We start from the raw sequence: 16,884 nt of genomic DNA on the forward strand, positions 1-16,884 counted from the left end.
TCCGCTCTGGTTTCAGGAACGGTGTGCGGAACCGTTGTGTGACGGTTCTCTCTTGACAGATGTTTTTCCCTTTATTACAATAGATAAGATTGAGTAGAAAGATTCAGAGTCACAGGCCATGACAGAGCAGATCAGGCGGCACAGATCAGGCAGAATAGTGGCTCACGGGAAAAATAGAAGTTGGAGGGCTTAATGGCTGATTTACACAAAGAAATAGAAAAAAGAAGGACATTCGCGATTATTTCTCATCCGGATGCCGGAAAAACAACATTGACAGAGAAATTTCTGTTATACGGAGGTGCGATCAATCTTGCAGGTTCCGTAAAGGGAAAAGCAACGGCACGACATGCGGTTTCTGACTGGATGGAGATTGAGAAGCAGAGAGGTATTTCTGTCACTTCATCTGTATTGCAGTTTGAATACGATGGATTCTGTATCAATATTTTGGATACTCCGGGACATCAGGATTTCTCAGAGGACACCTATCGTACTTTAATGGCAGCAGACTCTGCGGTCATGGTCATTGATGGTTCCAAAGGTGTGGAGGCACAGACACGTAAGTTGTTTAAAGTATGTGTTATGCGCCACATTCCGATATTTACTTTTATCAATAAGATGGACCGGGATTCGAATGATCCGTTTGATCTGCTGGACGAGATCGAAAAAGAACTGGGAATTGCAACCTGTCCCATCAACTGGCCCATCGGTTCCGGTAAGAATTTCAAGGGTGTGTATGACCGCAATACGAAAAAGGTCATGACATTCTCAGATACCATGAAGGGAACCAAAGAAGGTGAAGAAAAAGAATTTGCCCTGGATTCAGAGGAATTACTGGCTGAAATCGGGGAAGACTATAAAGAACAGCTGGAAGAGGAAATCGAACTGTTAGACGGAGCAAGTGCAGAGTTTGACATGGATCTGGTATCAAAAGGACAGCTGTCACCGGTATTTTTCGGTTCTGCTTTGACAAACTTTGGTGTGGAGACGTTCCTGCAGCATTTTCTTCAGATGACTACATCTCCGCTGCCGAGAGTCTCAGATAAAGGTGAAATCGATCCGTTCTCTGAGGATTTCAGTGCATTTGTGTTTAAAATCCAGGCAAATATGAACAAGGCACACCGAGACAGAATCGCATTCATGCGTATCTGTTCCGGACAGTTCAAGGCGGGCATGGAAGTTTTCCATGTACAGGGGAATAAGCAGTTGAAACTTTCCCAGCCGCAGCAGCTGATGGCACAGGAGCGTAAGATTGTGGAGGAAGCGTATGCCGGCGATATTATCGGTGTATTTGATCCGGGTATTTTCTCTATTGGAGATACCCTGACCACCGCAAAGGAAAAATTTGCGTTTGAAGGAATCCCGACTTTCGCACCGGAGCATTTTGCAAGAGTACGTCAGCTGGATACCATGAAACGAAAACAGTTCGTCAAAGGTATTTCCCAGATTGCGCAGGAAGGTGCGATTCAGATTTTCCAGGAGTACAATACCGGTATGGAAGAGATTATTGTGGGTGTGGTAGGTGTCCTGCAGTTCGATGTCCTGAAATTCCGTCTGGAAAATGAGTACAATGTAGAAATCCGTCTGGAAAATCTGCCATATGAGCACATCCGCTGGATTGAGAATAAAGATATTGATCTGGATCATCTGAGTGGTACTTCTGATATGAAGAAGATCAAAGATCTGAAGGGCAATCCGCTGCTGCTCTTTGTCAATGCATGGAGTGTTGGCATGACATTGGATCGAAACGAAGGCCTGGTGCTGTCTGAGTTTGGTACGAATTAATCTTATTTTCGGAAAAATACAGACGCGGTAATTATGAGATTTTGTATATAGAAAAATTGCTTTGTTTACGGAGGAAAATAAAATGGAAATTCTGGAAGTTACAGTTGAAAATTTTGATGAGAAAGTATTAAACAGTGAAAAACCGGTGATGCTGGATTTCTGGGCAACCTGGTGCGGACCGTGCCAGATGCAGGCACCGATCTTTCATGCTTTTGCAGAGAAACATGCAGATACCGCTGTATTTGGTAAAGTAAATGTGGACGAGCAGATGGAACTGGCACGTGAGTTTGCAGTTGCCAGCATCCCGACGATCCTGGTAATCAAAAATGGCGAGGTAACTTACCGTGCGGTAGGTTTACAAAGCGAGGAGGAACTGCAGAAAGCACTTGCATAGGGTGCAGAAAAGATAAAAATACAAAAAAATTGCTGTCGGATGTGGTACCGGACAGCAATTTTTTTGTACAACATATAAGAATAGCCGGAGAAAATGAGGCACTTTTTTCTATATGACAGAAGCCGGTGAGAATGTTATAATCGGGATTGACTTTTGAAGGTATTTATAATATGATAGGAACAGACAACGAACAAATGTTCACATACAGCAGCAGAGGCTGTCTGTTCAGATAAGGAGTAAAGCATGGCAAAAAATGATAAGATGGAAGCGCAGAAAGAAGCAAAATTAAAAGCGCTGGATGATGCGATCGCACATATTGAGAAGCAGTACGGAAAAGGATCTGTTATGAAACTGGGAGATCCAAGTGTACATATGAACGTGGAGACGGTTCCTACCGGATGTCTGAGTCTGGATATCGCACTGGGACTCGGTGGTGTGCCGAGAGGACGTATCATTGAGGTATACGGCCCGGAGTCCAGCGGTAAGACAACGGTAGCCCTGCATATGGTAGCGGAAGTGCAGAAGCGTGGCGGAATCGCAGGATTTATTGATGCAGAGCATGCACTGGATCCGGCTTATGCAAAAAATATCGGGGTAGATATTGATAACCTGTATATTTCACAGCCGGATAACGGTGAGCAGGCACTGGAGATCACAGAGACAATGGTTCGTTCCGGCGCGGTAGATATCGTCATCGTCGATTCCGTAGCAGCACTGGTTCCAAAGGCAGAGATTGAGGGTGATATGGGAGATTCCCATGTGGGTCTGCAGGCACGTTTGATGTCACAGGCACTGCGTAAACTGACCGCTGTGATCAGCAAATCCAACTGTATCGTTATCTTTATCAACCAGCTGCGAGAGAAAGTTGGTGTGATGTTTGGAAATCCGGAGGTAACCACCGGCGGCCGTGCATTGAAATTCTATTCTTCCATCCGTCTGGATGTACGTCGTGTGGAAGCATTGAAACAGGCAGGAGAGATCCTTGGAAACCATACCCGTATCAAAGTAGTAAAGAATAAGATTGCGCCGCCATTCAAAGAGGCAGAGTTTGATATTGTGTTCGGACAGGGCATTTCCAGAGAGGGTGATATCCTGGATCTGGCGGCCAATACAAACGTGGTAAACAAATCCGGTGCATGGTATGCATACAACGGCGAGAAAATCGGACAGGGCCGGGAAAATGCAAAGAAATTCCTGAAAGAAAATCCGGAAATCTGTCAGGAGATTGAGGCAAAGGTACGGGCATACTATCATCTGGACGGAGAGACAGCAGAGACAGAAGAGCATGCTGTGACAGAACCGTCGGGAGCGGATGATATTGTTCCGATGGATGCAGAATAATGCAGATAGAAGAAATTATACAGGGAAAAAAAGGAAAGCTGATCATTCGTGCAGAAGGAGGGCTTTCCTTTCCTCTCTATGAAAAAGAAGCAGCGAAGTACCGTCTGACAGAAGGCGGGACACTGACGGAGCAGGAATGGAATGAAATATGCAGCGAAATCCTGGAAAAACGGGCAAAACGACGGGCTATGTACATTTTGCAACGCATGGAGCGCACGGAGTGTCAGCTGCGCCGGAAACTGCAGGAGAACGGTTATCCGGAAGAAATCGTGGAGTGTGCCATGGATTATGTGAAGTCTTTTCATTATGTGGATGATTACCGTTATGCATGTACTTATATCCGGTATCATCAGTCCGAGAAAAGCCGCCTGCAGATAAAAATGAAACTGTATGAGCGTGGGGTGCCCTCTGATCTGATCGAGCAGGCACTGGAAGACGAATATACAGGGGAAGAAGACCGTCTGATCGATCGTCTGCTGGAAAAGAAACAGTATGATGCTGATACGATGGATCAGAAGGAAAAACAGAAGATTTACCAGTATCTGATGCGGAGAGGATTTCGTTCAGATGCGATACGGCGCAGAATGAAATTGTGAGGGAATAGTTCACAGTTTGACTGGATGGTAGGTATTATTTGCTTGACAGAACGCACAAAAAAGTATAAAATTTAATAGTTGTAATTTATGACATAATACCAGATATAAATTGTTATATGTACAATGAAAACTAAATAAGGAGGTGCTCCTGTGGTGCATATTATCATCGCGGTGGTAATAACTGCTGTAGTTGCGATTTTGCTTACTTACGTAGCATCCAATGCACATTTCAAGAAAGTCTCTGATGAGAAAATCGGAAGTGCAGAAGATCGTGCGAGAGCAATCATCGATGAAGCTGTGAAAGCTGCTGAGACAAAGAAGCGCGAGGCTTTGCTGGAGGTCAAGGAAGAGTCCATCAAGACAAAGAACGAACTTGACAAAGAAATCAAAGACCGCAGATCTGAGATTCAGCGAAACGAGCGTCGTGTGGAACAGAAAGAGTTCAACCTGGACAAAAAACTGGAAGCCATCGAACGTCGTGAACAGAGTTTTGCAGCAAAAGAGGAAGAGATCAAGCGACAGAAAGCAGAAGTTGCCAAGCTGAATGAAGAACGCATACAGGAACTGGAGCGAATTTCAGGACTCACCTCTGAACAGGCAAAAGAATATCTCTTGAAAACAGTTGAAGAAGATGTAAAACTGGACACTGCAAAGTTGATCAAGGAAATGGAGCATCAGGCAAAAGAAGAGGCTGGAAAGAAAGCAAAAGAATACGTTGTAAACGCAATTCAGAAATGCGCAGCCGATCATGTTGCCGAAACTACAATTTCTGTTGTGCAGCTTCCAAATGACGAGATGAAAGGACGTATCATCGGACGTGAGGGACGTAACATCCGTACGCTTGAGACGATGACAGGTGTTGATCTGATCATTGATGACACACCGGAAGCAGTTATCCTGTCCGGTTTCGATCCAATCCGTCGTGAAGTGGCACGTATCGCTCTTGAAAAACTGATCGTGGATGGACGTATCCATCCGGCCAGAATCGAAGAGATGGTAGAAAAAGCACAGAAAGAAGTAGAAAATATGATCCGTGAGGAAGGTGAGGCCGCTACACTTGAAGTAGGTGTACATGGTATTCATCCGGAACTGGTACGTCTTCTTGGACGTATGAAATTCCGTACCAGTTATGGTCAGAATGCATTAAAGCATTCCATCGAAGTGGCACAGTTAAGTGGACTGCTTGCAGCAGAAATCGGTGTGGATGTCAGAATTGCGAAACGTGCAGGACTTCTGCATGATATCGGTAAATCGGTTGACCATGAGATGGAAGGTTCCCACATCCAGTTAGGTGTTGAACTTTGCAGAAAGTTCAAAGAATCTGCAACCGTGATCAATGCTGTAGAAGCACATCATGGCGATGTTGAGCCGGAAAGCTTGATTGCATGTCTGGTGCAGGCCGCTGATACGATTTCAGCAGCAAGACCGGGTGCACGTAGAGAGACACTGGAAACATATTCAAACAGATTAAAGAAACTGGAAGATATTACAAACAGTTTCAAGGGAGTAGACAAATCTTTTGCAGTTCAGGCGGGCAGAGAAGTTCGTATTATGGTTGTACCTGAGCAGATCAGTGATGCAGATATGGTACTTTTGGCCAGAGATGTTTCAAAACAGATTGAAGCTGAATTGGAATATCCGGGTCAGATCAAGGTAAATGTTATCCGTGAAAGCCGTGTTACAGATTACGCAAAATAAGTATCATAGACCATAGTCAACAGTTCGTATGATGAAAATGAATGTAAAGACCTGTAAGTCTTCGAAAGAAGATTTACAGGTCTTTTTGCGTGGATATAAAAAGAGGTATAAGTCAAAAAAAGTTAACGTGCAAGTCCGGCAGCATCTAACTGTTTGCGGATCTGCGGTGCAATCAGCAGAGCGAGAATCATTTTGATAAAATCACCTGGCAGGAAAGGAACAACACCAGCCATAAGTGCTGCCTGAAAACCCATGTGCGCCTGAATGGCGAGCCATGTGGTTCCAAGTGCATAGCATACAGCAGTTCCGAGGATCATGCCAAGGAAGCTGAGAGCTTTTTTGTTATGAAAATGATTGATAAAGTAACCTGCGATCAGTGCCAGCGGGATAAAACCGATCAGATAACCACCGGTTGGACCAAAGAGTTTTCCGGGACCGCTGGTAAAGCCGGAAAATACCGGGATTCCAACCAGACCGATCAGAAGATAGATCAGATAGCTGATCGTTCCTTTTTTAGTTCCCAGAATGAACAGGGAAAAATAAATCACAAGGTTGGTAAGCGAAATCGGCACCGGACCAATCGGAACGGAAAGCGGTGCCAATACACAAGTTACAGCGGTCATAACTGCAATCATGGCAATCTGTTGAATCGTAAATTTTGAATTTGTTTTTGTTGCTGTGTTGTTCATAAGTCATTCTCCATTTTCTAAGTATTGATTTTATATCTCGAAGCCCATATCAGTAAGCATTTCCTGATCCTGTCTGGTATTATTTCCGACTGTAGTAAGCATGTCACCTGTGATAGTGGCATTGACGCCTGCTTCAAACAATCGACGACCACCGTCTTTGAAATAACTGCGTCCTGCTGCCATACGGATATATGCATCCGGATTCAGGTAGCGGAACATGGCAACTGTACGGATGATCTCATCCTCTGTCAGTGGCGGAAGCTCAGCAAACGGAGTTCCTGAAACTGGGATCAGTGCATTGATCGGGATAGATACAATGCCAAGCTCTGACAAAGATACTGCCATATCCAGCCGGTCAGCAAACGTTTCGCCCATACCGATAATGCCACCGGAACAGACAGAAAGACCTGCGTTCTGAGCCAGTTTGATCTCACGGATTTTGTCATCATATGTATGAGTGGTACAGATATTTGGAAAGTTGCGGCGGGATGTCTCGATATTAGCATGATACATGGTAACTCCGGCATCTTTCAGACGGAAAAATGCTTCCGGTGCCAGTAATCCATGGGAAGCACACAGACGCAGCTTACTGTTTTTGTGTAATTCCTCATAGGTGTGGATCAGTTTTTCCAGATCATCGCCTTCTACCGTTCTTCCGGCAGTGACGATGGAGTAAGCATGCACGCCGGCAGCTTCTCTGGCACGGCAGTCTGCAAGAACGACATCCGTGTCCAGCATGCCATACGTTTCACAGGAAGTATGGTGGAAAGAGGACTGTGCACAAAATTTACAGTTTTCCGAGCATTTTCCGGCACGTCCGTTGATGATCGTGCATAAATCCACAGAATTTCCACATAATGCCTGTCGGATTTCATTTGCGCCGGCAGCCAGTTCTGTCAGATCTGCAGTTTCAAAAAACGACAGATCCTCATCACGGGTCAGGCGTTTTCCATTGATGATATCTTTTGCAAGTTCTGTCATATTCATAATCAATTCTCCATTTCAATATGATATATAGGTGTTACATTTGAACGCAGTTCAACTGTAACATTGGTCAAGTTATGCATTGAATTTCGCATGTGTTTGACTTGAAAGCTTGATCTCCCTGAGGGATGCGTTTCTGGAGGTAAGTATAAGCACAAAAAAACGAAATGTCAACCTATAAAATAATTTTAGGTTGACATTTGAAAAAATAATAGAAAAATGGATTAACAATTGGAAGAACGATATTCTTTTGGTGTCATTCCTTCCTGTTTCTTAAAAGCAGTACAAAAGCCACTTTCATCAGAAAACCCGGAGCGAATTGCAATTTCTTTTACAGACATCTGACTTGTTTTCAGCAAAAATTTTGCATTTGCCATGCGGGTGCTGATGAGATACTTATGAGGAGTCATGCCGGTTTCTCTGGCAAATATCCGGGAAAAATAGTATGGACTCAATGCGGCAATGTCTGCGAGCTCCTGGAGCGTAATGGGCTTGTAAAAATATTTGTTGATGTGTGAAATGGCTTCAGAGATACCAATCTGCGTTTGGCCGGAAACTTGTTGCGTTTTTTCTGAGGATAACAAATCAGTCAGAATATTTGTGATCGTGCCGGAAATCTGGTCTTCTGCAATTGGTGCACGGCTGCGAAAAGTATCGTAGATATCATAGAGGGATCTGTGGATGGCATCCGGGTGGGCCGGATAGAGCAAAGATCCTTTTTCGGACACAATTGTTTCGTAAAAGATACGCGCCATCGGACCGTCAAAATGTATCCAGAGAGCTTCGAAACCGGAATCTGTACCATAGGCATGTGGCGCATAGCAATCCAGCAGAATAAGTTGACCTGCCATCGCCTGCATTGTATGGCTGCCAACTGTTACAAAACATGTTCCTTTTAAAATGTACATCATCAGAAAACTGTCGTAAGAATCTCGTGCCAGACGATAGCCGCCATCATAACGAAAAGACCCGATACAGATGGGGTAGAAAAACAGTTTTTTTGCCAGTGTACTTGGGGTATATACGTAGTAATCGGAATTTGGCAGAATGTGTGTTTCGTAAGATATCATAGGAACCTCCTGAATTATTTTGATAATATCATAAAAGCGAAAACACGGCAAATTTCTGCCTTGAGAAAAAAAGTTGTATATGCTACGCTATAAATAACAAAAAACATTTCAGAAGCACAGAAGTATGAGGGAGGGGAGGCCGTGAAACGAAAATACAAACAAGTGTATGCCATCCTGGTGGCGTTGGTGATCGTTGCAGCAGCGTACACTTGCCGGATGCTTGCCATGTATGATATCGGGGGAAAGTATCCGAGTAATATCCGTGCAGTTTTATTTTAGGAGGTTTTTACATGATACACAAAAAAATTGAAATTATAGCCCGCGGCATGGAAGCTGTCGGTAATTTATACACTTATTTTCTGGACAGCTCCATTGAGATGCGTCCAAATGAAAAACGCCCGGTTATTCTGATGTGCCCGGGCGGCGGCTACGAAATGACTTCCGACCGGGAGGCAGAACCGATGGCCATGCAGTTTCTTGCCATGGGTTATCATGTTGCCATTTTGCGTTACAGTGTCAGTCCGGCACGTTATCCGGTGGCATTGCAGCAGGTAGCAGAAAGTGTATTATATCTGAAAAATCATGCAGAAGAATACCATATTGATCCGGAGAAAATTGTATTACAGGGATGTTCTGCAGGAGGACATCTGGCTGCCAATTATGGCATCGCCTGGAACCGTCCGTTTTTGACAAAACTCATGGGGGTGGAGAATGATCCGGAACGGCTTCGTGTGGCCGGTTTGTTATTATGCTATCCGGTGATTACTTCCGGAGAAAAAGCACATGAAGAGTCTTTCCGTAATTTGCTGGGAGAACAGTATGAAGAGAAAAAGGAAGAACTTTCTTTGGAAAATCAGGTGACACCAGATACACCACCAACGTTTTTATGGCATACAGCAACGGATGAAACGGTACCGGTGGAAAATTCACTTTATTTTTTCCAAGCCTGTCTGCAGCAGGGTGTTTCCGCAGAATTACATATTTACCCGGTGGGAGGACACGGACTTTCTCTTGCAAATGAAGAAACCTGTCGTGCCAACGGAATCGGTGTGCAAAAGGAATGTCAGAGCTGGATCGGTCTGGCACAGACCTGGCTGAAGAAAATATTTGTCTACACGTAAAATTGTGGTTCGAATAACAGGGAGATAATCGATATGCAGAAAGAATTAATGTCAAATTCAAAAAAAGAAGAGTCAATGCTGTATGTCATGAATAAATATGAATTAGAGCAAAAAGGATATAGTGGAGGCAAAGACGACAATGCAAATGTTGGGGTATATTATATAACGGATATACATTTGCCACAGCATGGAATTTGTCCGAATATAGGTTTAAAAAGCAAAAAGAAAAAAATTGACATAATAATAAAAAAGATGTTTAAAAATAATCTTAACCAATTGGATATTCCTTTTTTAATTAATATGGATAAGAGTGTAGAAGAATTTGAGTGGCGATGGCGATTGGAATATAATCGGGATATATTATGGTTTGGAGGTGATATATCTGAATCAATAGATGATGTTGAATTATTTTTTGAGCGACTTATTCTTAGATATTTATATTTGACACAATTTAAGAAGCATGAGAGATTATTTGTTCCAGCAAAAAATGAGAAAGAAATTGAAACTGAATATAATAGATATCTTGATGAGCTGAACATCAAATATAATAAATGCTTAAAGAAAATAAGAAAGATTGAAAAAAAATCTAAGAAAAGATTTTTTAATTCGTATAAAGAAAAAGATATTTATACTATACAAGAATTATTGCTATAAATGAGCAAGTTCGTGATTTTGCATAAAAGAAAGACACCTCGATTCCATGTGTTGTATAATGAAAGTGCCAAAACAAACATTTGCAACATTTACGAAAGAAGGTGTCTCTCGCAAATACTATACATCATTCCTCATTCATATACAACCAGTTTAAAAAATTAAACTTATGCAAATTTTATTCGAACCGAGTAATAAACCATCTTATGAGTATCCTAATCAGTATTTTCATTTCAGGATATCATGGAAAAACCACGGACTTTGCTAAAAACAGTTCCTGCCACAGAACTACGATTGCCCATTTCCTCAATTCCGGAAAATGGGATGATTCCTTACTTTCAGATACGTTAAAATGCTCTGTCATTGAGATTATTTATTCAGAAGCAGCACGCACCGGAAAACCTGTTCTCTGTATTGTGGACGATACGATTGCTTCAAAGACAAAGCCTTCGTCACAGGCTTTACATCCGATTGAAGATGCGTATTTTCACCAATCCCATTTAAAGGGAAAACCGGATTACGGGCATCAGGCAGTTGCTGTTATGCTTTCCTGCAATGGCATTGTTCTGAACTATGCTTTTGTAATGTACAATAAGTCAATTTCCAAGATTGACATTGTACAAAGCATTGCAAAGGAGCTGCCTGTTCCACCGGTAATGTCCTATTTTCTTTGCGACTGCTGGTATGTTTCTGAAAAGATAATCAATACCTTTGCACAGAGAGGGTTCCATACCATCGGTGCTTTGAAAACAAACCGTTTGCTGTATCCATCGGGAATGAAAAAGAAACTTCGTGAACTGGCCGCCGAATTGTCTGTTACACATCGTGAATTTGACCTTGTGACAGTCAAAAAACGAAACTATTATGTGTACCGGTACGAGGGAAACCTCAACGGCATAGAAAATGCGGTAGTTCTTTTGAGTTATCCGGAAAAAGCATTTGGTAATCCCAAAGCATTGCGTGCTTTCATCAGTACAAACGCAGCCCTGTCTACACAGGAGATTCTTTCCTGGTATGTGTGTCGATGGCCGATTGAAGTATTTTTCCGCCAGTGTAAGGATAAACTGGCACTGGACAGCTATCAGATACGCTCTGCACAGGGAATCAAAAGGTACTGGCTACTTATGTCACTGGCACATTTCATGTGTGCAGTGGGTACTGGTAGGTTCTGTTCGTTTGAAACTGGATATCACGAAATCTGTGATACCATTCAGCTGGAAAAGTATCGTTATCTTTTTCAATGCGCAAAGGAAAGCAATGATTTTGATTCATTTATGAAATTCGCAGTGTAGTTTTGTGCAATTTTTCAAATTTGCTCATTTATAGAATTATTGTTAAAGAGAAAAGATTTGCCAGCATATACATTCAAAGTAATGGAACAAATGAAGCAAATTCAAAATGAAATAAAACAATATGTATCAAGAAGGCAAGAGTTTTTTGAATATAATAGTGTATATCATAAATATCAGTTGGTGAAAGAAAAAAAGAGTATTTTTTTCGTTTTGGGAAATCATGAACTGAGTCAGTTTGACACGGCACAAATTGCATATGCAGAATATAAAAAACGATTAGAACCCCTAGGAATTACTGTTTTGTGTAATGAATGTGTAAATTATTTCGGATTTAATATTATTGGTGGTGTTGGTTTTGCACAGTATAATGATCAATATAATGCGACTACGTTGATAGGACCAAAAAATATGATGCTAGAAGGGCGAAAATATAATACTCATAGTTTAGAGATTCAAGAATCTCAGATTTTTAAAAATAAATATTTAGAGGCGTTGGATAGAGCAAAACTAGAAAAGAAAAGATTATTGGTTTTGACTCATTATCCGGTTGAAGATTGGCTTGGAACAGAGGAGAGAGATTCTTCCTGTGTATATTTTTCGGGACATACTCATAGAAATTATTTATCAATAAATTCGAAAGAATATATTTATGCTGATAATCAAATTGGCTATAAATCAGTAAATTTCTGCTTAAAGAGAGCAAGATTGGGATTTTGTAAAAATCCATTTATGCAATACCAAGATGGTTATTATGAGATAACGATAGAAAAATATTGTGATTTTTGTATGTTTTCAGGTGAACCAATTCAAGGTGTTACTGTTTTAAATAAAAATCTGATAAATGCAAAATTGTATATGATGAAATATTGTGGTTATTATGGATTCTTTATAATATCTGAAAGAAATACTAAAATATGTGTTGGGGGAAAAGTTAAAAATATTAATAAAATAAAAAATCTAAATGATTTATATGCATGTTTTCAAAATGTATTAGTTATGTATATAAGAATATTAGCTCCATATAGAACACTTCAGGAAAAAATAGCGAGAGAAATAAAAGAGATTTCTAAAATGGGTGTAAATACTTGGGGAATTGAAGGGAAAATCCATGGTTGTATAATAGATGTAGATTATTATCATCACATTATGGTTAATCCGTTGGACGGGAAAATAACCTTTTATTATTCTCAAACGTGGGGGCAGGTACAAACATTTAAAAATTATTTCTCTTTGCTTGAGCATATAAATGGTGGATTACCAGAGAAACAAAAACGATTATTATTAGAGAAACAAAAACAGGAATTAACTACAAAAGACATGCTTATATCTGTTGAAAATATAAATGAATCACCAGAAGTAAAACATATACAGTTGAGAAATAGCGTTTATTCATACTCGTATACAATTAAGCAATTACAAAGATTGTTTGATTCAAATATTTTAAGAGAATGGAATAGTCAATGGGAAAATGAAGCATTCATTGCGAACGGAATGATAATAGATGAATTTGAAAAAATGTTTAAATGATTGGAATCTGAGATGTAGTAGATATTAAAGGAAAGGTATCTCATTTATGAAAAGTATAAGGTGTTTAGAAATCAGAAAGCAAATGCTCATAAAAAATTAAGTTGAGATATTGTGGGAAGCATGTTAGAATCTTCTAGGCATAAAAATTAAGTAGTTAATAAATTATGAAAGGATTTTTTGACATGTTAACAATGATCGAAGTATTAAAAGCGATTTTATTTGGTGTTGTGGAAGGTATTACAGAGTGGCTTCCAATCAGTAGTACCGGCCATATGATCTTGCTTGATGAATTTGTAAAATTAAATGTAAGCAAAGAATTTCTGGATTTGTTTCTGGTAGTGATCCAGCTGGGTGCAATTCTTGCGGTAGTAGTTATTTACTGGAATAAGCTGATTCCGCTGTCTACAAAGCATGGCTTACATATCAGCCGCAGAAAATGTAAGATGTGGGTAAAAATCATTGTGGCATCTATTCCTGCCGGTGTGGTTGGAATCCTCTGGGATGACGTGTTTACCAAACTTTTTTACAATTACCAGACCGTAGCGATCATGCTGATTTTAGTAGGTATTGTATTTATCCTTGTAGAGCGTGCGAATAAAAACAAAGTCGCAAGAGTAGATTCGATAGATGATATTTCCTATGGTCAGGCATTTTTGATCGGTGTGTTCCAGATGATCGCCGCAATTTTTCCGGGAACATCCCGTTCCGGTTCTACCATCGTTGGTTCCCTGATGCTTGGTATTTCCAGAACCGCTGCAGCAGAATTTACGTTCTTTCTTGCAGTGCCGGCCATGTTTGGCGGAAGTGCGATCAAGATTCTGAAATACAGTGGTGGATTTAATTCTGCAGAAGTTGCATTACTTGCAATTGGTATGATCGTAGCGTTTGTACTTTCCATTATTGCAATCAAGTTCCTGATGTCCTACATTAAGAAACATGACTTCAAAGTATTTGGATGGTACCGCATCATACTTGGTATTGCGGTTATCGGATATTTTCTTGCAACCAGATAAATTTGTAACCAGATAAATATTAAAAAGGAAGGCAGAGTCAAAGTTTTCTCAGGAAGCGATTATCAGCGACCGGAACAAATTTGACTCTGCCTTTCGTATGGCATCTTTTGCCCCCAACATCATAATATGAATCATAAAAGACTTCTTTTTTTTACAAGTTTTTAAAACTTTTTTGTACAAATACCAGATGTAATATAATTATTTTAATGCTACAATGAATACAGTTAGTCAGTCTGTAAGAATAACTGACAAAATTGTACTTCTGAACCTTTTGAAAGACGTATTTTGAAGGAGCACGAGGGTACATCAAATTCATGAGGAGGAAAATTAAGATGGGAGATCAGAAACTGACAGGTCGTGTAACAATCCCGACAGACATTGATGTCGTTCCGGAGACTCTGGAACTGATGAAACGCTGGGGTGCAGATGCCATTCGTGATTGCGATGGAACTGATTATCCGGAAGGATTAAAGGATGTAGATGCGAAAGTATATTCTACTTATTATACAACAAGAAAGGACAATGAGTGGGCGAAAGCAAATCCGGATGAGATTCAGCAGTGCTATATTATGACAAAGTTCTATACTGCAGAATCTGATACACTTTCCATTCATCTGATGAGCGGAATTTATCCGGAAATGCTGAAAGTAAACAGCCATGATGACATCAGACGCTGGTGGGAAGTTGTTGACCGTACAACCGGTGAAGTGGTAAGCTGCGATGACTGGTCTTATTCCGAAGAGACAGGAGATGTGACCATTGCTCCGGCCATTCCGTTCCATGATTACACCGTAAGTTTTCTGGCTTATATCATGTGGGATCCGGTACATATGTACAATGCCGTTGTCAATGACTGGAAAGATGTAGAGCATCAGATTACTTTTGATGTGCGTCAGCCAAAGACTCACAAATTCAGTATGGAGCGTCTGCGGAAATTCTGCAAGGCAAATCCACATGTAAATGTTATCCGCTATACAACATTTTTCCATCAGTTTACACTTGTTTTTGATGAACTGGCGAGAGAAAAATATGTTGACTGGTATGGTTATTCAGCCAGTGTAAGTCCATACATTCTGGATCAGTTTGAAAAAGAAGTTGGCTACAAATTCCGTCCGGAATATATCATTGATCAGGGATATTTCAATAACCAGTATCGTATCCCATCCAAAGAGTTCAAAGATTTCCAGGCTTTCCAGCGCCGTGAAGTTGCAAAACTTGCAAAAGAAATGGTAGACATTACCCATGAGGAAGGCAAAGAAGCGATGATGTTCCTTGGTGATCACTGGATCGGAACAGAGCCGTTTATGGATGAGTTCAAAACCATCGGACTGGATGCACTGGTAGGAAGTGTAGGAAATGGTTCTACACTGCGTCTGATCAGTGATGTGGAAGGTGTAAAATACAGAGAAGGAAGATTTTTACCATATTTCTTCCCAGATACTTTCCATGAAGGTGGAGATCCGGTAAAAGAAGCAAAAGAAAACTGGGTAACAGCCAGAAGAGCAATTCTTCGTAAACCGATCGATCGTATCGGATACGGCGGATATTTAAAACTTGCCTGCGAATTCCCGGATTTCGTTGATTATATCGAGAGCGTTTGCGATGAGTTCCGTTTACTGTATGAAAATGCAAAAGGTACTACACCATACTGCGTAAAGACTGTGGCTGTATTGAACAGCTGGGGTAAAATGCGTTCCTGGGGTTGTCACATGGTACATCATGCACTGTATCAGAAACAGAATTATAGCTACGCAGGTGTGATCGAGGCATTAAGTGGTGCACCGTATGATGTAAAATTCATCAGTTTTGATGACATTCGTGCAAATGCAGATATTTTAAATGACATTGATGTAGTTATCAATGTTGGTGACGGTGATACCGCACATACCGGTGGTTATGAGTGGGAAGATCCGCAGATCGTGGAAGCAATCCAGAGATTTGTATACAACGGAGGCGGATTTATCGGTGTCGGTGAGCCGACCGGTCATCAGCATCAGGGCAGATACATTCAGCTTGGCAATGTGATCGGCGTGGAGAAAGAAACCGGATTTACCTTAAATTATGACAAATATAACTGGGAGAATCATCCGGAGCATTTCATTTTACAGGACTGCACAAAAGATGTGGATTTCGGTGAAGGCAAGAAGAACATGTTTGCACGCGAAGATACAGAGATTCTGGTTCAGCGTGACAAAGAAGTTCAGATGGCAGTGCATGAGTTTGGAAAAGGACGTTCCGTTTATATCAGCGGTCTTCCGTATTCTTTCGAAAATGCACGAATTCTCCATCGAAGCGTAATGTACAGCTGCCATGATGAAGCAAACTTAAGAAAATGGTACTCTGAAAACTTCAATGTGGATGTACATGCGTATGTGGCAAACGGTAAATACTGTGTGGTAAATAATACATATGAGCCACAGGATACTGTTGTATACCGTGGAGATGGAAGCAGTTTTGAACTTCATTTGGACGCAAATGAAATTAAATGGTATGAGATTTAAAGTGTGATTGATCTGCAATTATAGTCTATACAGAAGGCGATGGCTTTTTAGCTGTCGCCTTCTTTTATGCGCTCCCGTTTTCTTGCCTAAAACAGGGAAACATGGTACCATATATCCATCTATGCAGACATTTATATCTCAGTCGAGAAGAGATTCCATTTTTCGTGATTAAAAAGCGAACTACAAGTGGGAGTACATTTTTTTACAGGAACAGGAGCATAATTT

The 16,884-nt window shown here is 40.9% G+C and carries 15 protein-coding genes; 12 read left to right on the top strand and 3 right to left on the bottom strand.

Annotated features, from left to right (window positions below):
- Positions 1–192 precede the first annotated feature (192 nt).
- From ACIRUQ_RS03740 to rny, 5 genes are all read left to right on the top strand, one after another.
- Complete coding sequence (locus ACIRUQ_RS03740) at positions 193–1,782, top strand: peptide chain release factor 3 (protein ID WP_055289757.1); 1,590 nt, start codon at positions 193–195, stop codon at positions 1,780–1,782.
- 82 nt (positions 1,783–1,864) lie between these two features.
- Positions 1,865–2,176, top strand: a complete 312-nt coding sequence (trxA, locus tag ACIRUQ_RS03745) for a thioredoxin (protein WP_055289762.1) — start codon at positions 1,865–1,867, stop codon at positions 2,174–2,176.
- Positions 2,177–2,419: 243 nt separating this feature from the next.
- A complete protein-coding gene (recA, locus tag ACIRUQ_RS03750; RefSeq protein WP_021737886.1) occupies positions 2,420–3,517 on the top strand; it encodes a recombinase RecA in 1,098 nt (365 codons plus the stop codon).
- The gene (locus ACIRUQ_RS03755; protein WP_055289764.1) at positions 3,517–4,113 is read left to right on the top strand and encodes a regulatory protein RecX; all 597 of its coding nucleotides are present in this window, start codon (positions 3,517–3,519) and stop codon (positions 4,111–4,113) included. The genes recA and ACIRUQ_RS03755 overlap by 1 nt, the downstream gene beginning before the upstream one ends.
- 195 nt (positions 4,114–4,308) lie before the next feature.
- Positions 4,309–5,811, top strand: a complete 1,503-nt coding sequence (gene rny / locus ACIRUQ_RS03760; RefSeq protein WP_404856547.1) for a ribonuclease Y — start codon at positions 4,309–4,311, stop codon at positions 5,809–5,811.
- Positions 5,812–5,933: 122 nt separating this feature from the next.
- On the opposite strand, the gene ACIRUQ_RS03765 is transcribed toward rny, so the two are convergent.
- The 3 genes from ACIRUQ_RS03765 to ACIRUQ_RS03775 all read right to left on the bottom strand — a co-directional run bounded on the left by ACIRUQ_RS03765 (position 5,934) and on the right by ACIRUQ_RS03775 (position 8,554).
- Positions 5,934–6,500, bottom strand: coding sequence for a biotin transporter BioY (locus tag ACIRUQ_RS03765; protein ID WP_021737883.1), 567 nt, complete (start codon positions 6,498–6,500; stop codon positions 5,934–5,936).
- A 30-nt stretch (positions 6,501–6,530) separates the two neighbouring features.
- Entirely contained in the window at positions 6,531–7,481 is a 951-nt protein-coding gene (gene bioB / locus ACIRUQ_RS03770) for a biotin synthase BioB (protein WP_055289778.1), read from the bottom strand.
- A gap of 227 nt (positions 7,482–7,708) precedes the next feature.
- Positions 7,709–8,554: an AraC family transcriptional regulator gene (locus ACIRUQ_RS03775; RefSeq protein ID WP_055289766.1), complete on the bottom strand. Its 846-nt coding sequence runs from the start codon at positions 8,552–8,554 to the stop codon at positions 7,709–7,711.
- 141 nt (positions 8,555–8,695) lie between these two features.
- Between ACIRUQ_RS03775 and ACIRUQ_RS03780 the strand changes: the two genes are divergently transcribed.
- From ACIRUQ_RS03780 to gnpA, 7 genes are all read left to right on the top strand, one after another.
- The gene (locus tag ACIRUQ_RS03780; RefSeq protein WP_156330956.1) at positions 8,696–8,833 is read left to right on the top strand and encodes a hypothetical protein; all 138 of its coding nucleotides are present in this window, start codon (positions 8,696–8,698) and stop codon (positions 8,831–8,833) included.
- Positions 8,834–8,844: 11 nt separating this feature from the next.
- Positions 8,845–9,675 carry an alpha/beta hydrolase gene (locus tag ACIRUQ_RS03785; RefSeq protein WP_055289768.1) on the top strand — a complete coding sequence of 277 codons (831 nt, stop codon included), beginning with the start codon at positions 8,845–8,847 and terminating at the stop codon, positions 9,673–9,675.
- 33 nt (positions 9,676–9,708) lie between these two features.
- Positions 9,709–10,329, top strand: coding sequence for a hypothetical protein (locus tag ACIRUQ_RS03790; RefSeq protein ID WP_055289770.1), 621 nt, complete (start codon positions 9,709–9,711; stop codon positions 10,327–10,329).
- A gap of 203 nt (positions 10,330–10,532) precedes the next feature.
- The gene (locus ACIRUQ_RS03795) at positions 10,533–11,618 is read left to right on the top strand and encodes a transposase (RefSeq protein ID WP_055290736.1); all 1,086 of its coding nucleotides are present in this window, start codon (positions 10,533–10,535) and stop codon (positions 11,616–11,618) included.
- A gap of 81 nt (positions 11,619–11,699) precedes the next feature.
- Positions 11,700–13,145: a metallophosphoesterase gene (locus ACIRUQ_RS03800; RefSeq protein ID WP_055289004.1), complete on the top strand. Its 1,446-nt coding sequence runs from the start codon at positions 11,700–11,702 to the stop codon at positions 13,143–13,145.
- A 182-nt stretch (positions 13,146–13,327) separates the two neighbouring features.
- Positions 13,328–14,158, top strand: coding sequence for an undecaprenyl-diphosphate phosphatase (locus tag ACIRUQ_RS03805; protein ID WP_055289021.1), 831 nt, complete (start codon positions 13,328–13,330; stop codon positions 14,156–14,158).
- A gap of 332 nt (positions 14,159–14,490) precedes the next feature.
- On the top strand, positions 14,491–16,659 hold the full coding sequence (gene gnpA / locus ACIRUQ_RS03810; protein WP_055289002.1) for a 1,3-beta-galactosyl-N-acetylhexosamine phosphorylase: 2,169 nt from the start codon (positions 14,491–14,493) through the stop codon (positions 16,657–16,659).
- The last annotated feature ends 225 nt before the right edge of the window (positions 16,660–16,884 follow it).

Origin of the sequence: Eubacterium ramulus (genome assembly GCF_045002895.1) — a bacterium.
Lineage (GTDB): Bacteria > Bacillota > Clostridia > Lachnospirales > Lachnospiraceae > Eubacterium_I > Eubacterium_I ramulus.